The organism is Burkholderia sp. AU45388 (assembly GCF_030481585.1).
Taxonomy (GTDB): domain Bacteria; phylum Pseudomonadota; class Gammaproteobacteria; order Burkholderiales; family Burkholderiaceae; genus Burkholderia; species Burkholderia sola.
The window spans coordinates 1-22,142 of sequence record NZ_JAUJPV010000010.1 but is presented as its reverse complement, the minus strand read 5'-3'; the positions used below and the strand labels follow the sequence as shown (position 1 = coordinate 22,142).

The window sequence follows — 22,142 nt, the reverse complement described above, 5'->3', positions numbered from 1 at the left end:
GGAAGTGGGTCAATGGCCGGGCGAGCCGGTCGTCGTCAGCGTCTTGCCCGGCGCGGGCTGCTTCACGCGATCCTCGACGTAGCGGCGCACCGCGTCGGCCGCGACTTGCGCGTCGGCGCCGCCGTACGGCACGGGCGCAACGAGGTCTTCCGGCCGCGCGAGCATCGTCGCGAGATTCGTGTAGGTCGCGCAACCGAACGGCACGCCGGGACGCCCGAAGCCGGCGTCGACGAGATGCGACGGCTGCATCAGCTTCGCGCAGTCGGGCGGCACCGCACGGACGCCGTCGAAGCCGATCGCGCGCGCATCGGGCAGGTTGATCGGCGGCGGCGTCGACAGGCAGGCCGCGAGCGCCAGCGGCAACGGCGCGGTGAACAGGGTTCGGACTCGCATGCGTGCTCCTCCGGTCAGTACACGAAGCCCGCCGCGCCGACGAGACGCGGCGTGTCGCCGGTCAGCAGGTCAAGCCCGAGATTGCGCTGGATCGCGAACTCGAGGTCGCTGCTCGGCCGCGCGACGGTGTCGATCGCCTGCTCGAGCTGGCCGGGCCCGGTCGGCTGCACGATGTACGGCGTCACGATCACGACGACCTCGGTCTTGTTGTCCTGGAAGTTCTTCGACGAAAACAGCCGGCCGATGATCGGCAGCCGGCCGAGCCCCGGGATCTGCGACACGGTATTGGCCGTCTGGCTCTGCAACAGCCCGCCGATCGCGAAACTCTGCCCGCTCGACAGCTCGACCGTCGTCTCGACGCGCCGCACGGTGAGCCCCGGCACCGTGATGCCGCCGGTCGTCACGCTGTTGTTCGGGTCGACCTCGCTCACCTCCGGGCGCACCTTCAGGCTGATCCGGTTGTCGGCGAGCACGGTCGGCGTGAAGTCGAGCGACACGCCGAACGGCTTGAACTCGACCGAGATCGCGCCGGTCGTGTTGCCGGCCTGCGCGACCGGAATCGGAATCTCGCCGCCCGCGAGGAAGCTCGCCGTCTGCCCGGACATCGCGGTGAGGTTCGGCTCCGCGAGCATCGTGATCAGCCCTTCCTGATCGAGCGCGTCGAGCACGACGTCGATCGACCAGCGCCCCGTATGGAAACCGCCCGCCACCGAGTACGCGCCGGTTGGCGACAGGTTGAACAGCCGGTTCGTCGGGTCGAACAGCGTGCGTCCGTTGAACAGCCCGCCGATGAAGTTGCCGGCCGCGCCGAGCGAGCTCCAGTTGATGCCGAGCTGCTGCGTGACGTTGCGGCTCACCTCCGTCACGCGCACGCGCAAGTTCACCTGGATCGGGCGCGACAGCGTGAGACGGTTGACGATCTTTTCCTTGTCGTTCACGTAAGGCGCGAGCGACTGCATCACGGCGTCCGCGTCGGCCGCGCTCGGCACCTTGCCCGACACCATCAGCGAGCCCGGCGCGCCGGACACCGACAGCTTCAATTGCGGAAAGCGGCTGTCGAGCACCGTTTGCAGCGACGCGGTGTCGACCTGCACGATCACGGTCCGGCGCAGGATCGGCCGATGATTCGCGCCGAGCGCGATCAGCGTGGTCGTGCCGGCCTTCTTGCCGAACACGAACACGGTGCGCGGCGACGGCACCTGGATGTCCGCGATGCTCGGGTCCGCGACGAACATCGCGGTCGCGGGTTCCGGCAGCGACAGCATCTCGCCCTTGCCGGTCGCGATCGACAACGCCGCGCTGGCGTCCGCCGCCTGCGCGCGCTGCGCGAACGCGACGCCCGGCGCGACGAGCGCGGCCAGGCACCAGAAAGCGATCCAACGAACCATGCGCACCATGCGTGTTCCCGTCAAATGCCAGCCGCCGGGCGGCCGGTTCCGAATCGACATCTCGTCATCGCGTCACTGCGCGACCGCCGCCCGCGGCACTTGCGCCGCCGTGTCGGCAGCCGCATTGCCCACCGCCGGCGCGGCCGGTGCAACCGGCGTGCCCGGCGTGCTCGGCCAGCCGGACGGCAGCGGCGGAACGCCCGGCATGCCGACGCCACCGCCGCTACCGCCACGCGAGCCGTCGTCCACCGACGAGCCGCGATAGATCACGACCGTGTTGCCCTGCGGTGCGGGCCGCATGCCCGTGTCGGTCTTCGCCGACGGCGCGCGCGTCGCGTCGCGGAACGCGCGCGATACGTCGCCGGCCCACACCGGCGGCGTATCGGGCTCCTGTTCGTCGCCGCCCGCCGCCTGATGGCGGTCGCTCGTCGCGAAGCTGCGCAGCGCGAGCGACAGCGAACCGAGGCGTGTCGCGACCAGCACGACCTGCGCGGTGCGCGGCGCGACCTCGAGCGTGACCGTGCGCGCACGCACCGGCGCGTCGGGTGCGCTCGCGGCCGCCTTCGCGCGCTGGAATTCCGAGCCGACCGCGAGCACGCGCGCGCGGCGCACGACCGTCTCGGCTTCGAACGTGCCGGGCGTCGTCGCGGAGCCGCCGATCTGCTGCGTGAGCACGACGTCGACGAAGTCGCCAGGCTGGATCAGCCCCGCGTTGCCCGATACGTCGTCGACCGGCACCGAGATCGCGCGCATGCCGGGTTGCAGCGCCGCCGCGAGAAAATCCGGCGCGCCGGCCGGGATCACGTTGTCCGCGCGAATCGGCGCACCGGCGTCCACGCGGTTGCGCAGCAGCGCGCCCTTGAGATCCGCGCCCGGCTGGGATTCGACGAAGGCACCGGCCGGCACCTGCGCGAGCGGCATGCGCTTCCACGCGAGATCGTTGTCGCGCAGCAGCAGCCCTTCGGGCAGATCGGCCGCCGCGACGCGCACGTTGACGTCGCTTGCCGCGCCGGACGCCGACGGCGTCGACGCGGCGACATAGAGCTGGCGCAGGAGGAACGCACCGATGGCGGCAGCAATGATCAGCACGGCCATTCTCAGAGGTTTGGGCATGGCGGCGTGCGTCCCCGCTAGGTGAGCGAAACCGCGTGAGGAAACGGCGCCCAGACGGCCAGTGCGCCGCCGAGCGAGAGCGCGATGCCGTACGGCACGCCGCGCGTGTCGATCGCAGGCGACGGCGCGATACGGCGACGCTGCCACGCAACGGCCGCGAGCATGGCCAGGCCGCATGCGAGGCCACTCGCCGCGACGATCGTCAACACCGGGAATGCGAGCGCCGGGCCGGCCCACAGGAAGACGGCCGCCGCCAGTTTCACGTCGCCGCCGCCGATCCAGCCGGCGTGACGCAGTCCGGCGAACAGCAGCAGCATCGCCGCGGCGGTCGCGACGTGAGCGGCGAGCTGGGCGAGCCCTTCACGCGCGAGCGCGGCCGCGACGAAATACAGCATCGCGAACGCGAGCACCGTGCGGTTGGACAGGCGCCGCGTGCGCACGTCCTGCAGCACGAGCGACATCAGCACGAGCGTCGCCGCCGACTGTACGAGATGGAGCATCGGAGAGCCGTCCGTCGGCGCGCCCCGGCTGGATACGTCGTACCGCTGCGGATCCGTGTGTTCGTCGGCGGCGCGCGGGTTCAGGGAGATCAGATCAGCGCCGTGACCTTGTTCATCAGCGATGTGAACACGGCAGGCAGGCCCCCGGTGTTGCTGCTCAGTATCACCCCGACCGCCGCCAGCGCGACGACGACGATGCCGGCGAGCACCGCATATTCGAGCGAGCTGACGCCGCGTTCATCACGCAGCAGGGATTTGACGTAGTGCAGCATGACAACCTCCGTGTGACGGGGTCGTTGATCGACCGTTGAATGTAAAGACGCGGCGTTGCTTCGGCGGCGTTCACTGCGTTTCGCCCATTCACGACTCATACGGCAGGCCTGGCAACGGGCCGTTCGCATCCCCCGGAATCCTTTCGATCGCTGCTACGCGAGTTCGGCGGCAATGGAATCCGCCATTACCCGCGCTCGCTTGTTGCCTGCCCGCCTCGGTACGATGCGGATCAAGCCGTTCGTCTAGGGTATAGACAATTTTTTTTGCGTTTTCAAATAATTTAGCCTCGAAATGTATTTATGGAAATGCCTGTTCACACGTGAATCGAGATCCCGGAAGTCGGCGTATTGTCGCGGCTCCGCACCATGTGATCACTGTCCACGTTAATAGTCTTACGGCGTCGGGCGGAACGATTTTCCGAATCGCGCACAATTTACGCTTGTGTTCAATTTTTTATTGCCGGACAGCCCTCTTTATTGACCGGATATCGCATTCGGTAGCCGCCCGGCGTCGCGCGAAACGCGTTTGGCGATGGAAGGCGGCGGCCGACCGCGCGGGATCGCGTTTCCGGTATTTCGATACGGCTGTCAGTGCGTCGCTTTGTTGCGTAAATCGGAGGTGCACAAGCACGGCGGGGTTGATCATCTAACCGCTGGTTGCCGGCGACCCGGGAACGCATGGAGCCGTGTTAGCTGCAAGTACGCGCTGCTCCGCGCTGTCGCGGCGCGAAGACCGCCGCAGACCTGATTCGCCCCAACGACCGAGGGGCCTAATATTGGTAAATTCGAGATATCGTCGTTCAGCCATACCGCGGAATCGGGACGAATCCTGCCGACTGTCAATTTGTTCGAGTTTTCTTCGGAATGCTCGACAAAGCCCTTCCCGTTGGTCCCGAATTGCTCGGCTGGGCAAGCCTGTCACACCGTACATGCGCGAGAACTGCAATGCGATCAATTGCCGTAGAGGCTCGAACGACCCGTCGGAGTATCTGGCTCGCCACGTTGCTGATCCTTGGGCTGAATATTGGCGGTTATGGCGCCGGGTGGTACCACTACAACGAGGTTCTCGCGGAGGGCTTTCGCCTATGGAGACCGGGCGGCGACGGGGACGTGGGTCTTTACGTGCGCGGCGCCATGGCGGCCGATTATTCGCTCATCAGAGCGCCCTCCGTTACGGATTGGCCGATGGTCGCCGTCTATATCTGTGTCGTGGCCTTGTTGCTTTGGGGCATTTGGCGTTCCCCAATCGCGCTCGTTCGCTGGGAACTGGGAGGCGTCGCCGCGTTTTTCGGCGCACTGGTTGTCATCGGTTACGGTATCGATCCGATCACGACGCGTCTGACCATCGGCGGGCAGAATCATTTGATCGTCCAGGGCACCCGGCAGGTCTCCGCTGGACACCCCGTCGAACTCTGTTCGATACGAAACATCTGGATAGAATCGCACACTGGCAGGAACAGCCATTACATCGTAGAGGCCGGCATTTTTCCTGCCGAGGCGGCAGCCCGACCGGATGCAAACGAGCTGGTCATTTTCGACACCGCAACCTCGGCCCGAGCCTTCGCCAACGACCTTAATGAAGCGCGTCAGGCGAATTGCCGCAAGTAGGCGTTTCCTGCCCCATCCGCCCGCCCCCATTTCGCTCGGAACGGCTGGAACCGACGACGCGGCAGGTTCGCCGGCCGGTGGCTCGGCTGTGACCTCCTCGGTTGCCGTAAATTATGGCTCGAAGATGTCTATAAAAGGCTGGCCGGTCCAGAACCGGCCGTGGCTACTAGTCGACCTTGAAGATAGACACTGCCGCTTTCAGGCTTGCCGCCTGGTCGGCCATCGACTGGGCCGCAGCCGTAGCTTGCTCGACCAAAGCGGCATTCTGCTGGGTCACCTCGTCCATTTGGGTAACGGCGACATTGATTTGCTCGATTCCCGTGGTCTGCTCGCCAGAGGCGGAAGCGATTTCACCCATGATGTCCGTGACACGTTTCACCGATCGGACGATCTCCTCCATTGTCGCTCCAGCGTTCGAAACCAGATTCGAACCTGCTGCGACGTGAGATACCGAGGTTCCGATGAGCTCCTTGATTTCCTTCGCCGCGACCGCACTTCGTTGTGCCAAGGTTCGGACTTCACCCGCGACAACTGCGAAGCCTCGTCCCTGCTCGCCCGCACGCGCTGCTTCGACCGCTGCGTTGAGCGCAAGGATATTGGTCTGAAACGCGATGCCTTCGATGACCGAGATGATCTCGGCCACCTTGTGCGAGCTGGATGCGATGTCTTCCATCGTGCTGACCACCTGCTTCACGGCGTCTCCCCCCGACGAAGCGGTTTGTGAAGCCGCCGCCGCCAAAGTGCTTCCTTGACGAGCATTGTCCGTGTTTTGCCTCACCGTCGAGGTGAGTTCCTCCATGCTCGCAGCCGTTTCTTCGAGCGAGGCAGCCTGCTCTTCCGTACGCTGAGACAGATCGACATTGCCCTGCGCCACCTCCGCAGCGGCGACGGAAATGGACTCCGCGGACGCCTTGATGCCCTGAACGATCGAGGTGAGCTTGGCGCGCATCGCCTCGAGTGACGCCATCAAGCTCGATGAGTCACCGCGCGCCAGCGGCAGATCGACCATGAGGTTTCCGCCGGCGATCTGCGCCGCGGCATGTTGAGCCACGGAGGGCTCTCCACCCAACTGACGCAGGATACTGCGAGCAATGAGGATGGTTGTCGCGATGGCAACAAGCAGTGATCCGCCAACGATTGCCGAGATCAGCGCGCGAACGCTCGCGTACATCGCAGTCGCATCTTGCTGCGCCTGCTCGTTAAGCTGATCTTCGAAATTTGCCAGCTCTACTGCGCGTGCAAGCCATACCCGCTGCACGGGTCTCGCATTCTGCAAGAGTTCCTTGGTTGCCCCGGCCGCGTCGTTGTTCAGGCCGAGCTCTGCTGCTTTTCTTAATGGAGGCAGTGCTGCTGCCTCGTCTTGCTTGAGGGCAGCGATGAGCGTCCGTTCCCGTTCCGTCGTTCCGGTCTCATCCGCGAACATACGCGATAGTTTCTGGTAGGCGTCTGCGTAAATCTGCTCCTGTTTTTTGATGCGGTCGCCCTCCAGTGCCATATCACGCTGGTCGGTAAGCAACGCCAGATTCCGCACGGCGATCGCGCGATCCTGTATCGATGAGCGTAGTTGGTTGGCCAACCGTGCTTCCGTATTGTTTATTCGCGCAATGGCGTCAAGTTGGTTGTTCAATTGCCACAGTCCGTAAAACGCGGTCACGGCGATTGCCACCAGCAGGGCCGTCAATAACCCGAATCCGATAGTCAGGCGGCTAGATACTTTCATATTTCTCATAGAGGTTCCCGGGGCGATGATGAATGGTCCATACAAGTTGTTTACGACAAAATTCAAACTCGCTGAAGGGAACTCGTGACCGACGGCAGTGGGAACCCCGTGCTCCGTCGCGTGGGACCGCCGATGACCGTCATCGTCGATTTGCGTGCGGCTCCGGACGCCCAATCGATGCCGCGGGGCGCACAGCAGAAAATGCCGGAGCTATCCGTACAAACGCCGCCTGCGTACTTTTAGGAGAGGAAATAGAAGGCGCATGCAGAATTCCCACCCTGTAACATCCTTCGCTGTCCGACAAGCTTGGATCGAGCGCGGACCGGAGCCCGACCTGGAGCGCCCGATGAATACCCTCGCCGAACCAGCTGTCACTGTAGTGGTCAACTAATCCCGGACATTGCGTTAAGTTTTTCTTCCGCAACCGCCGGCGCCAGTCCGTCATTGAACTGATGCGGCCGTATCCAGTTGTACCGGTGCATCAGGTAGTGGCTGATGTCCCGGTGTACCTCCTGCGCCGAAATGTAGCCCACTGACGGTAGCCATTCGGTCTTGAAGCTGCGGAACAGCCTCTCCATCGGGGAGTTATCCCAACAATTTCCTCGACGGCTCATGCTTTGCTGTATCCGATAGCGCCAGAGGTGCTGACGGAATTTCCGGCTTGCATATTGGCCGCCTTGATCCGAGTGAAAACAGCAAGCCTTGCGGTCGGCCACGTTGCTCATAGGCCATCTCCAACGCCTGCACGACCAGATCGGCATCAGGGCGTGTCGAAAACGCCCAGCCAGCAACCCGACGCGTGAACAGGGCGAGTACTACGGCCAGATAATGCCAACGTCCCTGCGCCCAGACATACGTGATGTCACCACACCTGATTCGGCGTACCAACCTCGAATTCGCGATTGAGATGGTTCGGGATATCGATCCGCCCGACCGTGGCCTGCTTGTAGGCATGGCGGCCCGGCTGCTGAGGCTAGCCCAATTTCCGTCCCAGTCTTAGTTGGAAAATTCCGGCTGTTCGGGGCGGCCCGAACCTGCCCGATCGGTGCACTGGCGGGCAAATTCCGCCGGTGTCATCCACTGCAGCGCAGAATGAGGACGCGCCTCGTTATAGTACTCGCGCCAGACCTCGATTTTGCGTCTGGCGTCTTCAAGCGACAAGAACCAGTGTGCGTTGAGGCATTCCTCCCGGAAGCGTCCGTTGAAGGATTCATTCTTCGCATTGTCGGTCGGCTTGCCAGGACGCGAGAAGTCAATCTCCACGCCATTCTCGTACGCCCATTTGTCGAGCGCCTTCGAAATAAATTCGCTGCCATTATCTGCCTTGATATAGCGGGGAAGCGGACGATGCTGCGCAAGCCGGGTCAGTGCGGCGACAACGTGCTCGCCACGCAACGAGCCGTCAACCTCTATGGCCAGACATTCCCGCGTGTAGTTGTCCACGATGGTGAGCGTACGTAAGCGACGGCCGTCGAACAGCGCGTCAGCGACGAAATCCATACTCCAGATTTCGTTGATTGCGCTTACTAACTGCTTTGGCTGTCGGCGCCGGGCCGACTTGTTCCGTCGAGGTCGTTTGTGGCGCAACGAAAGCCCCAGTTCGCGATACACGCGTTCGACGCGTCTATGATTATCTCGCCAGCCTTCCCGGCGAAGCATCACGTACACGCGGGGCGCGCTGTAATGCACCCGCACTTCCGTGATCTCCTTGATGCGCATCTCCAGCGCGCTTTGATCCCGCGCAACCGACTCGTAACGGTAGACCGTGCGGGACAGCTGCAACAACGCGCAGGTCTGCCGCTGGCTTGCGCCGAAACGCTGCATCAAGTCCGTGACCAGATCACGGCGCCGAGAAGGCTTCAGAGCTAATAGGATGGTCCGCCCCTCCCCGAAGGGGGATACTGAAGCCCCGAAACCGTCGGAGAATGATTATGCGTATCGTTCCTCACAACTGCGCCGTCTACGGTGTCGACCTGGGCAAGACGACGTTTCACATCGCCGGAGCCGACCAGCATGGACGGCCCACTCTGAGAATCAAGCTTCGTCGCGACGCCTTGCTACAGTTCTTTGCGACAGCGTCTCCTGCGCGCGTGGGCATGGAAGCTTGTCCGGGGTCCCATTGGCTGGCAAGGAAACTGATCGCGTTCGGTCACGACGTCAAGTTGATCCCGGCCCAATTCGTCAAGCCCTACCTGAAGTCGAACAAGAATGACACGCTCGACGCTGAGGCAATCGCCGAAGCAGTAACGCGCCCAACGATGCGCTTCGTCCCTGTCAAACGCCACGAGCAACTTGACATGCAAGCGCTGCACCGCGTGCGTGCCCAATTCGTTCATCAGCGCACGGCTCTCGTGAGTCAGTTTCGCTGCTTTCTGCTCGAATACGGCATCGCAATCCACACCGGTATCGGTATGTTTCGACGCGTTGCGACTCGCATTCTCGCGGACGATTCCAACGATCTGACGCCGACCATGCGACAGCTGCTGACGGATCTGTGGTCGGACTTCCTGCGTATCGACGAGCGCGTCACCGCACTTTCCGGTCAGATCGAAGCCTCTGCCAAGCACGATGACGTTGTACAGCGTCTCACGACAATTCCGGGAATTGGCCCGCTTGGGGCAAGCGCTTTGTGCGCAGCCATCGGAAATGGCAAGCAATTCCGCAGCGGACGTGACTTGGCTGCATGGATCGGCCTCGTCCCCCGGCAGCATACGACCGGCGGCAAGCCAACGCTCTTGGGCATCAGCAAACGCGGCAATACGTACCTGCGCCGCTTACTTGTATTGGGCGCTCAGTCCTGTCTGATGCATCTGGATCGCTCAAGAGATCGGCTCGGGCGATGGCTGGATACGCTCGAGAGCCGGATGCATCACAACAAGGTCGTGATAGCGCTGGCGAACAAACTTGCTCGCGTCGCGTGGGTTGTGCTCACGCGTCCGGGAGCCCTGTACGAAAAAATGGATCCTCGCTGCTAGAACCGAATCGACTTCAAGTTTGCAGGGACGTGGAATCGAGATGACGCAACAGTTGACTGGCGTGTCGTAAGCCTTGGTCAAAAAAGCGGGCTAGCAAGCCCGAACCAGTTTATTAGGAACGGTACGCGCAGATCTCATCATGGCCTGAACGCCAAAAGCGTTCGACTCGCGAGAGGCCGGATACATTTACGCAAACTGACATGCGTCGGATCGACAACGCTCGCCTTGCAAAGCCGGGGCGGACCATACATTTTTGACAGCACATCCTGCAGCATGGCCTTGTCCAGCGACAGATCGGCCACGAGGCGCTTGAGCTTCGCGTTTTCTTCCTCAAGCTGCTTCAGCCGGCGCAGCTCCGAAGGCGACAGCCCGCCGTACTTCGTCCGCCAGTTGTAAAACGTCGCGTCGCTTATCCCCATCTTGCGGCAGACCTCCGCGACTGGTGTGCCCAGCTCGGCCTGCTTCAATGCGTATGCGATCTGCTCTTCGGTGAACCTGCTCTTCTTCACGGCATGACCTCCTAGTCTCGATAACAACGTCATGTCGGAATTTTCCACTTTCAAATGGGACAGTTTTGTGGGCTAGGGTCACTACGCGCGCGACCTTGAAGAACGTGCACTCGCGCACACCGTGGCAAACAAGGTCGAGGCCGCGAACCACCGAACTTATTTGCAGGAGCGGCGCCACCCGCTGATGGAAGCATGGGCGCGACACGTCCATTCCGGCTGATGTCACTTAGGCAAGCAGAAGGACATAAGGGGTTACAGGCCGTCCCATCTGTAGCCCTTTTTCGTTTCCGGCGCCGTGTAGGCACGCGACTTAGTCAGTTTGGGCCATCGCGATGCGCGGAGGACATCCTTGAAGCGTAAAAAAATATCGTTCAAATCAGGTACACTAACGAAGCACCTTGGCAGCGTTGCTCCCTTCTCGCCAGTGACGTTGAGTCTCCCAAACTTGCGAAGCGTCACCGTCACCTCATGCCGTCTGGCCTAGCGCGATGATCGGATGTTGTGCAGTGGGATGCACGGCGGATCGGGAAACCGAGCGCTAGCAGTGATCGAATAAGGTCGATGAAAACAAACAGGAAGCGTCAAGAACGCTTCCTCAAAAAAAACGAGAACTGCGAAATAGAACTATCACGCTTCGATGCCCTTGAAAACTTCATCCCCCCATCGGGTCGACGTGTGGCTGTTGCCAACGTCCCCGCATTCGTCGGCTCCTGTCACCCCCTATCTGGAACTGCTAAGCAAAGCAGAACAAGAAGCCGCACAACGAGTTCTGATCGCTAGCGAGAAGAATCTGTTCATACGGTCCAAAGCGTTTCTGCGCATGCTGCTGTGCGCCCGCACGCACGTTGCCCCCGATCAGTGGCGCTTCGGCGGCAACGCATTTGGGCGTCCATTCATCGAATCGCCGCTGGCGTATCGCCACCTGCATTTCAACGTCTCCCACACCAAGGGCCTCACCGCCTGCGTAATCTCGAGACTGGTAGAAATCGGAATCGATGTCGAAAACGTCACGCAAGAAAGAGACTTTCTCGCCATGGCGCGCGGCTTCTTTGTACACAGCGAATCCGAACGGCTCGCGGCGACGCCCGAGGCTGACCTGAGCCGAAACTTTTACGCCTATTGGACGCTGAAGGAGGCCTATGTCAAGGCCAAAGGCATGGGGCTTTCCATACCTTTTTCGTCTATGTCGTTCGATCTATCCGATGCGTCGGGCATTGCATTTCATACCGAAGCGGAGGCGCATCTGGACAGATGGCGCTTCCTGAGCACGCCCGTCACAGATGAGACAATGCTTGCACTGGCCATTGGAATCGATGCGGACACCGAGGTAGAGGTTGCGATGCATTGGGTTGCCCCCGAATTCTTACGCGGCTTGAACGTCGAGTCGAGCTACACGTGTGCACTGCGCCTGATCCGCTCGAGGAGTTGCGTCAGTACCCGGCCCGGGCCGACCTCGACGAATTCCGTTTCGCCCTGATCAAGCAAGTAATGAATCGTGTCGGTCCACCGCACAGGGGACGTCAGTTGCTGCTCCAAGCCTGCACGAATGCCACCTGTCGCATACGGCCTGGCGCCGACGTTGGCGATGACAGGCGTGGCGAGCTCGCGAAACGCCACCGTCGTCAATCGCTTGCCGAACTCGACGCGCGCCTCTTCCATCAAGGGCGAATGAAATGCGCCACTCACATTGAGCTCCACGCACGCCGCGCCAAAGCGATCCGCCAGCCACTGCAACGCGGTGCGCAATTGCGCTGTCTCGCCCGAAATCACCGTTTGCGTCGGCGCGTTGAGATTGGCGACGTAAACGCGATCGAGCTGCGCCTCGCGCAATCCACCACGGATATCCTCTTCACCGATGCCCAATACCGCCGCCATACGGCCCTCGCGCGCCTCGCTCATGAGACGTCCGCGCAACATCGTCAGTTCGACGCCAATGGAAAAGTCGATTGCGCCAGCAGCATGCAGCGCATTGTATTCCCCAAGACTGTGGCCGATGAAGTATTGCGGCTTTGAGCCGCCCTCCTTTTGCATTGCTAGGTAGTGCAATGCGTTGACTGTGAAGAGCGCCGGCTGCGTATAGCGGGTATTGTCGAGCTTGCCCTCCGCGTCCGCCTCGCAAAGCGCCTCCATCGAGTAGCCGACGATCCTGCTCGCCACAGCCACTTCGCTCGGAAACCGAGCAAACAACTCGCCCCCCATGCCCTTCTTTTGCGATCCCTGGCCGGGAAACATGAATACAGACATACGTTTTTCTCGTTACGCGTTCCCGCCGCGCGGCGCACCGACGCGCAGCCCTGTCAGCCGGTCCGCCAGCGCTTGTGTCACAGCGCGCCGGTCGATCTTGCCATTGCCGTTCAGCGGGAACCGGTCCATGAAGACGACTTCGTCAGGCAGCATGTAGTCGGGAAGCCGTTGCCGCAGCTCACCTATCAAGCGCTGGCCTTCGCGTTCGGCCCGCCCGCCGACGTCGCACACTGCAACGAGGCGTTCGTGCGGCCCTTGCGGCGGCCACGGCACCGCCACTGCATTCGCGTCGACGCTGCACGCACGTAACGCTTGTTCGACTTCCCCAAGCTCGATTCGATAACCTTTGACCTTCACCTGATGATCGACGCGCCCGACGAAATGCAAGCAACCGCGAGCATCTAAGAACACCCTATCACCCGTTCGATAGAGACGTTGGCCGCTCGATGTGTCTTCGACGAAGCGCTTTTCGTTCTCCTCCGGCGAGTCGAGATAGCCCAGCGCCACCTGTGGCCCACCGATACACAGCTCGCCGATTTCCTCGCCGGCGACGGCGAGCCCGCTCTCGTCCCGCACGCTTGCGTGAAGCCCCGGAAACGCGCTGCCGATCGGCACAATATGCTCATCGGCAAGCGATCGATCTTTGGTGCTCCACGCATACTCGGTGCAGCATATCGTGGCCTCCGTCGGACCATACAAGTTGACGAGCTTCCCGGGCGGCGCCGCAGCCTGCCACGCACGCGCAGCCTTGACAATCAGCGCCTCGCCGCAGAAGAAGCTGTACCGCAGGCCGCCAAAGGCACCTGGCTTCAGCTGCCGCGTCGCCTGCATCGCCGTCACGGCGGACGGAACGGAAAACCACACCGTCAGACGCGAGCGGTTGATATAGCGCGCAGGCAATACCCTATCGCCGCCGGATGGCACGCAGATGCAGCCCCCCGCCCCTAGGCACGCGAAGACGTCGAATACCGACAGATCAAACGTGAAATCGAAGTTCTGCGAGAAACGGTCAGTCGCCGTGAATGAATACCGATCCGCCATCGCATCGAGAAAATGGCGCACGTTGCCGTGACTCACCATCACGCCTTTAGGACGCCCTGTACTACCGGACGTGAACAGCAAATAAACCGGCATATCGCGGCGAACCTCCAGCGCGGGCGATTGGCAGTCCATGGCTGCGGGCGCCACCCGCCGGAAAGCATGCGATGGCCACGCTTTCTCCAAGGTTTCGACTTGAGCCGCCGCGTTTTCGTCGGCCATGCCGACAAGAACAGTCAAGCGCCGATTGATGCGCGCAAGCACCGATGGCAACGCACGCACACCCTCCTCGTCGACAAATAGCAACGACGTGCCGCTGCGCTCGATCATGTCGGCAACGCGGGCTCCCGGCGCCAAGCAGGACAACGGCATGTAGCCCTTACTGGCCGCCAGGATGCCCAGCATGGCCGCATAGCCATGCAGGCTCTTGCCGGCCAGCATGCCAACCCATGGCGAGGCGGCGCCAGCCGCGCCGCAGGTCCCGACGGCGTCGGCAATGCCCAGCGACAGCGTTCGCAAATCGCCGTAACTGCAGACCTGATCCCCGAAATCCAGCGCGATGCTGGCGGGATTTGCCGCCGCGCGCTCGAAAAAGCCCGCGTGCACGGCGTGGCATGTCGTTTCTACGTTACCGCTCATGGGACCTCATCCGTCTCTCATTGATGTGCCGGCAACCGGCGCAGGAGTCGTTGCACGCTCTGTTGTCGCTCAGTTGCCGAAGTGCTCGGCGATATGCGCGGGCGTCGCGAAGAACTGCGTCGACATCTTCTGGTCCGGAACGCTCACCTCCAGCTCGACCTCGAGCGCCGCGATGAACTCGACGAAAGTGACGGAGTCCAAGATCTTCGAATCGAACAGCGGCGTGTCCGGCTCGATGCTAATTTCCAGCTTTTTCCGCGCCACGATTTGCTGCAGGATGTCGATTACCTTCGCGACGAACGCATTCTTTTCTGCTATGTCGTTTACCATGACTCAGGCCTTTACAAATTTTGGTGACAACCCCCAGTTCATCTCGATGCAATGGTCGAGAATTCGAGGGTAGTAGTCCTCGTAATCTGGAACGCTGTCCATTCCAACGCCGAGAGCGGCGTTCAGATTGTCCCGCTTGAACACCTTCGGGCAGAAGCATTCCTCCGCGCAGCTGTCGAGGATTCGGACCACTTTCATGAACTCCATGTTGTCGATCGTCAGGATCGTCTTCTTGTAGAGTTGATAGGTCGGCCACGTGACGATGTCCGGCGAGTTGTAGGATCCTTTTCGCCACGACGCCGAGTGCTTCGCATAGGTCTGTGCCGTCAGCTCGAGCCAGCGCTCCGTTGTTGGCGACCGTTCGCCGGCGCTGATCTGATATGTGTCTCCGCCTTTGAAATGGTGGCCGAACATCGTCATGAAGCATTCGGCGGAGTAGTCATATGGCAGGATATCCAGCGGACAGCTTGGGATGCCCGGGAAGCACGGCGCGATGCCCCTGTACATGAACATCAGGTAGCGGTGTAACGCCCCATAGTCGTACACATAACCGTCTCGCAAGCATCCCATCAGCAGCGACATCCGATAGACTGTAATCGGCAAGCGCGGCATGTACTGGCGAATCAGCAGCTCCGCTTCGTACTTCGATTCCTCATAGCCCATCGTGACGAACCCGTCTCTGTGCTCCAGCTCGTGCTCGAAAATGTTTCCGCTGCGCCGTCCCGCCACGTAGAGCGTGCTGATGTGTGCGAATTTCTTCAGGCGCGCGCAATCGGTTGCAAGATGAAGGACGTTGCGCGTGCCCTCGACGTTGATGATGCGGCAACTGTCGAGCGGCTCATCAAAGTCAACGGTAGCCGCGCTGTGAATGATCTCCTCGACACGCTCGCACAACGACTGTACCTGCGCGACGGACAGACCCAAGTGCGGCTTCGTGATGTCGCCAGCGAGAGGCGTGAAGCCCGGCACGTCCTCCGGCTTCATTGCGCCGTCCGACGCGATAGCAAGAAGCCTAGCCCATCGCTCCTCGAGCTTTTGTCGGTCGCTCGCGCGGATCAGTGCGACGACCTCCTTGTCCTTGTGATCGCGCAACAGGATACGGAGTATCTCAACTCCGAAGGCTCCTGTCATTCCTGTAACAAATAACATGTTGTATCCCCTACCCTAAGCGCCTTAAGCCTCTAGAATCATGCAGCCCCAATGCGCGCCGAGCCCGAATGTGTAGAGCATTGTCAGGTCGCCTTCGGACAGACGCCCTTCGACCGTCGCATCTTTGAGGTTGATAAAGTTGTCCGCGGCGATCGAATGCGCCATTTGCGCGATGTTGCCGGTGTACACCTTCTCGATCGGATAGCCGATCAGGTCGCTCAGGATCAGCCAGCTGCGCAAGCTGACGTTGTGTGGAATCATCAGCGAGATGTCGTCGAGCTTCATGGCCGCCTTCTTCAGCGCCTTCTGGACGATCCGGTTGCCGGTGGTGAAATACGACGCCATCATCTCATTCTGGCGGCGATCGCTGTCCCAGTAGTAGCCGCGCGTCATCGCCTCGTACGTGACGATGCGATTGCGCGTCTCGCCGCGCTTAACGATGACGGCACACGCCGAATCGCTGACAACGTTGTAGACGACTTCCCGCTTGTAACCGTCGGGAAACTTGTCGACATTCACGCACACGGCAATGTCCTTGCCTTCCTCGATCATCAGCGCCCGGGCGGTCCAGATTGCAGTCATGAGCGACGAACAGCTAATTTCGCTCATGCCCATCGTCTTGGCGTTGACGAGACCCAGCTCATCCTGTATCCGAGCGCTGGAGTTCATGAACTGCTGCAGGTGCCGATTCTCGTCGGTCGTCGGCGCCGAGTAGCTCGGGGGCACGAGCGAGCTCTCCGAGATCGCGGTGGCGTTGATCAGGAGATCGACGTCAGCGGGATCAATATTCGCTTGCTTGAGCACGCGATCGACCACTTCGGCGGCGGCCGCTGTGGCAGGACGATCCCACATCAAGCCGTACTCGAAACCCAGCTCTTCCATGGCCTCGGGCGTGCTGATCAGCAGCCCCTTGTCGTGAAGCTCCCGCACTGAATGGCGAATCGGCGGCACCAGGTACTCGATAGCATGGATACCGAACACGTTCGATTGATCGATGGTCGACATGCTCACCGTCCCACAATGTTCGAAGACTTGTTGATCGGAATGAACGCCCGCACCCGTGCCTTATATTCGTCGAACTGCTTGTCGAACTTCTGCTTCATCGCCCGGGACTCGCAAGTTGCCAAGTAGATGTTGAAGCAAATCATGTAGGCAAAAATGCCCGCGATGATGTATGACGCGTATCTCGGATAGATCGACATGCTCGGGAAAATCACGAAGAACGCGCCGATCTCGAACACGATCGTCCCGGTGTAAAGCGGATGGCGCAGACGCGAATAAATACCGTGGCTGACGATGGTCGTCTCGGGCAAGTGATAGCCCGCCCAAGTGTGGTAGCGGCCGAGCGTCCGCTTGGCGGCCGTGACGAGGGAGGCGCCGACCGCGGTGATCACGAGCGCGACGATATCGAACCATTCGATCTCCTTCAGCGTGGCGATCAGGTACGCATACAGGATCAGCATCGCCAAGGAAAGCAGCTTCATGAGTGAAGTCCACGGCCCGGTGATAAGCGGCTTCATGCCTTTCTTGTGCCGGATGTCGAAGACGTATAAAACGAATACCGCGAACCAGACGAGCGATATCGCGCGAAATAGATTAGTCATGTTTATACCTGTTTGGACAATTAAAGAATATGAAAAGATTTCTTTTAATCCGAATGCAGGCCGGTGCCGCGGATTGCGGCCTTACGGCGTCATTGGACGGAGAGCCTCATCTTTTTCAGGAACGCGCGTGCATTCGCACGCCACGCATTCTCGATTTCGATTCGCTGCGGAACCACCTGCGCTTCCTGCGCAACTGTCGTCGGGTCCTTGATGCCAACCTTCTTGTAGACGACTGGCGAATAGAGGCTCTTCACCGCAACCCGACCATAGTCGTCGAGCAGCTTCGCAATCAGCTTTATCTCGTCGTGAAGGCCCTCCGCTTCCGCCCGCTTGACACAGAACTCGATCACTTCGCGGTCGAACGCCATGTGACGCGCCTCTTCGTCGTGGTGAAAGCGATGAATCTGCCGCACCGTGACATCGAGCCGCTCGTCGCGCATTGCGCTGGTGTTCAGGTAGTCGAGGAACATTTCAAGGACAAATACTCGGCCAAAGAACAGCAGTTCGGTGCCGACATCACTCAGCCGGGGTTCCTCCACCTGAATGGCGTAGTCCTTCATCACTCCGCCCGCGTAGCGATAGCAATAGCCCGCGAGCATGTGCGTGTGGGCGTTTTCTTCGTGAATGAAATGCTGCAGGTAATTGCCGATCTCCCATGATCCGCCAAATCTCGACGGCATGTAGAGCCGTTTCTCCAGACCCTGCACGAGCTTTCTTTCACCGTGGATGTTGATGGAAAAGAAGTTAATCGTCTCCAGCAGCCCCAGATTCCATTTCTGCTCGGCGCTCAGGCTGGCATAAATGGGATGGTGGTAAATACTCAGAAGCTCCTCCGGAAACTGAGGCCGATTCCTGTCCAGCTCCGCCTGATACGTGACGCGCGTAAATGGTTGATGTAATCCCTTGCCGGGGCTGAGCGAAATGAACGAAAGCCGCTGGGCCACCTCATTCAGCCCGGCTTGCCCATGCTCTAGCGTATCCATATACGTATATTTCCGATTTTCCAGTTGGGCGGCGCCATACGGTTACTGCCTGACCTTTTCGTCGACGATCGACGCCAGCAGATTGATCAGGTCATCGAGGCATTTGAGCTGGCCCAGCTTCTCGCGCGGAACCTGCACGTTAAGCCTACGCATGCTGGCCGAGACGACCTCGAGAATATCGATGCTCGTCGCTCCCAGCTCGTTCATCGACTGGCGCGTGTCGATCTCTTGGTACTTCAGCTCGGGCAGCGTGCGCTTGACGAAGCCGACAATGATTTCGCGGATTTCTTGAACGTCAGCCATCTGATTGCTCCTTTGGTGGAAATTGAACGATCAGCGCGCCTCGCGCTGCTGATCCGAGTAAATCCTCATGAAGGTGTCGAAGAAGTGGAATCCCTTGTCGACGGAAATCACTTCGCCACGCACCGCATCCATGTATCCGCTGCACAAGCCGAGGATCGTGCTCGCCACAGCGCGCGGATCGAGGTAGTAGCGGTCGAGTTCGAACTCGCGCGCCTTGTCGGCGAACGCGTCGCCGAACGTGAGGCGCATCGACTCAGACTTGACCATTCCCGCTCTAACCACGTTGATACGGATGTCCTCGTCATAGAGCCGGTAGTTCGCGTACCGGCACAGCGTCTCAAGCACGCTCTTGGACGCCGACATGAAGTCGTAGTTATGTAGGTACTGCCTTGCCCCGGCGCTCGACATCCCCATCGCGTACTTCGGATAGGCGCCGAAGGTCCGCTTGATCCGTTTGATACCGTCGTAAAGCGGCCACGCGCTCGATTCGATTGACTGGAACAGCGCCCGCTTGTAATAGCTCTCGAAATCGGGCACGAGCTGCGCGACTGAAACGTTCGAGATCCATGCCACAACCCGGTCGTGCTCCGCCCTGACGGCGTCGAACAGCGCCTGCGTCTGCTCTTCGTTCGCCGCGTTGCACTGGAGGATGCGCGGCCGCAGTGCACCGATCGCCTCGAAGCGCCGGTACACTTCGTCTAGGTCGGCGCTGCCGAGATGAAACGTCAGATAGCAATGCGCGCCTTCGGCCGCGAAGGCCAGCGCCGTTTCCAGCCCGATGCCGCGCGTCGCGCCCGTCACGATGACAGCTTGATTGTCGTAGTCGACTAAAGTCTTCATCGCCGCCTCCTCAAGGCACCCAGTCCAGCGCGGAAGTAACCGGCAGACAGGTTCCGTTGATGTACGCCGCCTCGGGCTGCGCGAAAAACATGACCGCAGCGGCCACCTCGGCGGCGCTGCCGACGCGGCGCAGCGTGCTATGGGCCTCCCAGAATCTGCCATGCACGTCGGACATGTTTTCACGCGACATGTCGGTATCGATCATGCCCGGCGCCACGACGTTGCTCGTGATGCCGCGCTTGCCGTATTCCTTCGCGATGGTTCGCGATAACCCGAGGAGACCTGCTTTCGTGGCCGCATAGTTCGCCTGCCCCGACAGGCCGTCCCGGCTCAGAGAGGATAGAAATACAAAGCGGCCAAAGCGCTTCTCGAGCATCGTCGGCACGAACGCACGCGCCACATGGAACGCGCCCGTGAGATTGACGGCCAGCACGTCGGACCACTCCTCGTCCGACATCGACATCAGGAGCGCGTTGCGATTCACCCCTGCGTTCGAGATTACGACGTCGACCGTGCCGAAGTCGCGAAGCACCCTGGCGGCGAACGCATCCACCGCGGCGGAATCGCGCACGTCGAGCGGATATGCCTTGCATGTGCCCTCCGCGTCGATCGAGCGGGCATTCTCGACGACGCGCTGCGCCGCTGCCTCGTTAGCGTTGTACGTGAACGCAACACTGTGCCCGCCGGCCACGGCCTTCGCGACGATCTCGGCCCCGATGCCGCGGGAGCCACCTGTAATGACGAAGATCATCGTCCTTCCCCAGTTTCCGGAGCTTTCAGGATCGAAACGCAATTGATGCCGCCGAAGCCGAAGGAGTTCTTCATCAAATATCTGATCTCCAGCTCGCGGTTCGCGTTCGCCGTCACGTCGAGCGTCACTTGTGGATCGAGGTCGTCGACGTTGATCGTCCGGTGGATCTTGCCGCGCTGCATCTGCAGCACCGCCGCCACGAGCTCGACAACTGGCGCCGACCAGCACGTGTGCCCGAGCAGGCTCTTGGGTGCATTGATATGCAAATCGCGCGCGCGCTCGCCGAACACCATCTCGATGGCTTGCAACTCGCTGAGGTCGCCTTGCGGCGTCGAGGTGGCATGCGCGCTCACGTAATCGATCCTGGATGGCTCGAGCGCCGCGGCGCCGAGCGCCCGGCGCATCGCTTCGGCTTGCCATTCGGCCGACGGCGTCGGTAAATGACTGGCCGACGAGGTCGCCTCCGCGGCGAGGACCTGTGCGTAGTACGTCAGCCCGGCGGACCTCGTCGCCCGACGCTTTTCCAGGACAAGCGCCCCGCCCCCGTGCGCCGGGACGAACCCTTCCCGCCGAATGTCATACGGGCGGCTTGCCTGCTGCGGCGAATCGACGAACCCGTTGAACGAGATCGCGCCGAGCAGCGCCATGCCGTGCAGCATAACCGGCGACCAGTCGAACACCGGACCGACGACGATCATCGTCTCGAGTCCATGATGCTTAAGCTCGTCGATGGCGTTGCGCACCGCGAGGTTGCCGCTCGCGCACGCGGCGCCGATCGTATAGACGGGACCATAGATGCCCAATACCTCCGAAACTGCAGCCGCATGATCGGTGTCGAGCGTCTGCAGGCCGTACAGCGAATCGATGTAGTCGGGCTCGCGATCGAATTGCGTTCGATTGTCAAAGTCGTAGTTGACATTGATGTTGTGGCCCGAAACGATCACGCCGATGCGTGCGGGATCTAGCTTGCGCTCGAACAGGCCGGCGTCGGCGCAGGCGTCCACGGCCAGCGTGGTCGTGATTTTGGTGCTCCACGGCAGCTTGACGTGCAGCTTGCGCAGACGCCGCCACACGTCGTCGGGAATCCGCCCCTCGAGCGATTGCAGCTTGGCTTCGAGATCGTAGGCACCCAGATCCGCGCCGATCTTGGAATAGATTCGCGAAGCGTCGATCGAATGCCAGTTCGATAGCGCGGACTTGCCCTCGTACATCGCATCGATGAAGCCGTCCAGCGTATCGCCGAGCGGCGTATTGATCGACATTCCCGTTATCACGATTTCGTCACGCTCACTCACCAACGTATACCTCCACGATCACAGTAGCCCGCACCGCACCATCACTCCCCACGATTCGGCCACCAAACACCGACAGGAGTGGCGACACCTCGAATGTCTTCACTTCGATATTCACCGTTTCACCAGGTTTTACCTCTCCGGTGAATTCGGCATACAGCACTTTGATTGCCCTCACTCGCGCGCCAGCCGAACAGTCGTGCGAAGCGATTTTCACGAGGCAAACGCCGGTTTGGGCAATCGCTTCCACGAGGAGCACACCCGGATAAACGGGGTCGCCCGGAAAATGTCCGTCGAATACGGGATCGTCGCGATCGATGGACATCGTCGCCGCAATCGCAGTCCGATCGCAAGCAATGTGCGTCTGACCTGCTCCCGGCGTTTAGTACGGTGACGGTGTAGAGTCCGTTCCAGAGAGGAACGGCAATGAAAAAGCGATTCACCGAAGAGCAAATCATCGGCATCTTGAAGGAAGCCGAGGCTGGCCTGAA

21 protein-coding genes and 3 pseudogenes are annotated in these 22,142 nt (G+C 60.9%); 3 read left to right on the top strand and 21 right to left on the bottom strand.

What is annotated here, in order from left to right; translation table 11 throughout:
* Positions 1-9: 9 nt before the first annotated feature.
* The 5 genes from QZM72_RS17750 to QZM72_RS17730 all read right to left on the bottom strand — a co-directional run bounded on the left by QZM72_RS17750 (position 10) and on the right by QZM72_RS17730 (position 3,666).
* Positions 10-393, bottom strand: a complete 384-nt coding sequence (locus QZM72_RS17750) for a CpaD family pilus assembly lipoprotein (protein ID WP_301738788.1) — start codon at positions 391-393, stop codon at positions 10-12.
* 14 nt (positions 394-407) lie between these two features.
* Positions 408-1,790: a type II and III secretion system protein family protein gene (locus QZM72_RS17745; protein ID WP_301738787.1), complete on the bottom strand. Its 1,383-nt coding sequence runs from the start codon at positions 1,788-1,790 to the stop codon at positions 408-410.
* Positions 1,791-1,853: 63 nt separating this feature from the next.
* Positions 1,854-2,894, bottom strand: a complete 1,041-nt coding sequence (cpaB, locus tag QZM72_RS17740; protein WP_301738786.1) for a Flp pilus assembly protein CpaB — start codon at positions 2,892-2,894, stop codon at positions 1,854-1,856.
* A gap of 17 nt (positions 2,895-2,911) precedes the next feature.
* Positions 2,912-3,394 (bottom strand): prepilin peptidase, encoded by a 483-nt coding sequence (locus QZM72_RS17735; protein ID WP_301738785.1) that lies wholly within the window; start codon positions 3,392-3,394, stop codon positions 2,912-2,914.
* 89 nt (positions 3,395-3,483) lie between these two features.
* A complete protein-coding gene (locus tag QZM72_RS17730; RefSeq protein ID WP_059573845.1) occupies positions 3,484-3,666 on the bottom strand; it encodes a Flp family type IVb pilin in 183 nt (60 codons plus the stop codon).
* A gap of 945 nt (positions 3,667-4,611) precedes the next feature.
* Between QZM72_RS17730 and QZM72_RS17725 the strand changes: the two genes are divergently transcribed.
* A complete protein-coding gene (locus QZM72_RS17725) occupies positions 4,612-5,274 on the top strand; it encodes a hypothetical protein (protein ID WP_301738784.1) in 663 nt (220 codons plus the stop codon).
* 166 nt (positions 5,275-5,440) lie between these two features.
* Here the strand turns inward: QZM72_RS17725 and QZM72_RS17720 are convergent, their stop codons facing one another.
* The 3 genes and pseudogenes from QZM72_RS17720 to QZM72_RS17710 all read right to left on the bottom strand — a co-directional run.
* Positions 5,441-7,003 (bottom strand): methyl-accepting chemotaxis protein, encoded by a 1,563-nt coding sequence (locus tag QZM72_RS17720; RefSeq protein ID WP_301738782.1) that lies wholly within the window; start codon positions 7,001-7,003, stop codon positions 5,441-5,443.
* A gap of 374 nt (positions 7,004-7,377) precedes the next feature.
* Positions 7,378-8,006: pseudogene (locus QZM72_RS17715) on the bottom strand (IS3 family transposase); the annotation flags it as partial.
* Positions 7,991-8,860: pseudogene (locus tag QZM72_RS17710) on the bottom strand (IS3 family transposase); the annotation flags it as partial. The pseudogenes QZM72_RS17715 and QZM72_RS17710, both read right to left, overlap by 16 nt.
* Before the next feature lie 65 nt (positions 8,861-8,925).
* On the opposite strand from QZM72_RS17710, the gene QZM72_RS17705 reads away from it, so the two are divergent.
* Entirely contained in the window at positions 8,926-9,969 is a 1,044-nt protein-coding gene (locus QZM72_RS17705; protein ID WP_301738781.1) for an IS110 family transposase, read from the top strand.
* A gap of 251 nt (positions 9,970-10,220) precedes the next feature.
* On the opposite strand, the pseudogene QZM72_RS17700 reads toward QZM72_RS17705, so the two are convergent.
* Positions 10,221-10,478, bottom strand: a pseudogene (locus tag QZM72_RS17700) (transposase); the annotation flags it as partial.
* 643 nt (positions 10,479-11,121) lie between these two features.
* Here QZM72_RS17700 and QZM72_RS17695 point away from each other — a divergent pair.
* The gene (locus QZM72_RS17695; RefSeq protein ID WP_301738780.1) at positions 11,122-11,955 is read left to right on the top strand and encodes a 4'-phosphopantetheinyl transferase superfamily protein; all 834 of its coding nucleotides are present in this window, start codon (positions 11,122-11,124) and stop codon (positions 11,953-11,955) included.
* Here QZM72_RS17695 and fabD read toward each other — a convergent pair.
* The 12 genes from fabD to QZM72_RS17635 form a co-directional block, all read right to left on the bottom strand.
* Positions 11,868-12,722, bottom strand: a complete 855-nt coding sequence (gene fabD / locus QZM72_RS17690) for an ACP S-malonyltransferase (RefSeq protein ID WP_301738779.1) — start codon at positions 12,720-12,722, stop codon at positions 11,868-11,870. The genes QZM72_RS17695 and fabD overlap by 88 nt on opposite strands.
* Before the next feature lie 12 nt (positions 12,723-12,734).
* Positions 12,735-14,399: an amino acid adenylation domain-containing protein gene (locus tag QZM72_RS17685; RefSeq protein WP_301738778.1), complete on the bottom strand. Its 1,665-nt coding sequence runs from the start codon at positions 14,397-14,399 to the stop codon at positions 12,735-12,737.
* Between the two features lie 69 nt (positions 14,400-14,468).
* Positions 14,469-14,729, bottom strand: coding sequence for an acyl carrier protein (locus QZM72_RS17680; protein WP_301738776.1), 261 nt, complete (start codon positions 14,727-14,729; stop codon positions 14,469-14,471).
* A 3-nt stretch (positions 14,730-14,732) separates the two neighbouring features.
* Positions 14,733-15,878, bottom strand: coding sequence for an SDR family oxidoreductase (locus QZM72_RS17675; protein ID WP_301738775.1), 1,146 nt, complete (start codon positions 15,876-15,878; stop codon positions 14,733-14,735).
* 24 nt (positions 15,879-15,902) lie between these two features.
* The gene (locus QZM72_RS17670) at positions 15,903-16,883 is read right to left on the bottom strand and encodes a 3-oxoacyl-[acyl-carrier-protein] synthase III C-terminal domain-containing protein (RefSeq protein ID WP_301738773.1); all 981 of its coding nucleotides are present in this window, start codon (positions 16,881-16,883) and stop codon (positions 15,903-15,905) included.
* 2 nt (positions 16,884-16,885) lie between these two features.
* On the bottom strand, positions 16,886-17,398 hold the full coding sequence (locus QZM72_RS17665) for an isoprenylcysteine carboxylmethyltransferase family protein (protein WP_301738772.1): 513 nt from the start codon (positions 17,396-17,398) through the stop codon (positions 16,886-16,888).
* A gap of 173 nt (positions 17,399-17,571) precedes the next feature.
* Positions 17,572-18,465 carry a diiron oxygenase gene (locus QZM72_RS17660; protein WP_301738771.1) on the bottom strand — a complete coding sequence of 298 codons (894 nt, stop codon included), beginning with the start codon at positions 18,463-18,465 and terminating at the stop codon, positions 17,572-17,574.
* A gap of 42 nt (positions 18,466-18,507) precedes the next feature.
* Positions 18,508-18,768 (bottom strand): phosphopantetheine-binding protein, encoded by a 261-nt coding sequence (locus tag QZM72_RS17655; protein WP_301738769.1) that lies wholly within the window; start codon positions 18,766-18,768, stop codon positions 18,508-18,510.
* 30 nt (positions 18,769-18,798) lie between these two features.
* Positions 18,799-19,569: an SDR family oxidoreductase gene (locus tag QZM72_RS17650; RefSeq protein ID WP_301738767.1), complete on the bottom strand. Its 771-nt coding sequence runs from the start codon at positions 19,567-19,569 to the stop codon at positions 18,799-18,801.
* A 49-nt stretch (positions 19,570-19,618) separates the two neighbouring features.
* Positions 19,619-20,359: an SDR family oxidoreductase gene (locus tag QZM72_RS17645; RefSeq protein WP_301738765.1), complete on the bottom strand. Its 741-nt coding sequence runs from the start codon at positions 20,357-20,359 to the stop codon at positions 19,619-19,621.
* Complete coding sequence (locus QZM72_RS17640) at positions 20,356-21,633, bottom strand: beta-ketoacyl synthase (RefSeq protein WP_301738910.1); 1,278 nt, start codon at positions 21,631-21,633, stop codon at positions 20,356-20,358. Before QZM72_RS17640 ends, QZM72_RS17645 begins: the two co-directional genes overlap by 4 nt.
* 13 nt (positions 21,634-21,646) lie before the next feature.
* On the bottom strand, positions 21,647-21,988 hold the full coding sequence (locus QZM72_RS17635) for a 3-hydroxyacyl-ACP dehydratase FabZ family protein (RefSeq protein WP_301738908.1): 342 nt from the start codon (positions 21,986-21,988) through the stop codon (positions 21,647-21,649).
* Between the last annotated feature and the right edge of the window lie 154 nt (positions 21,989-22,142).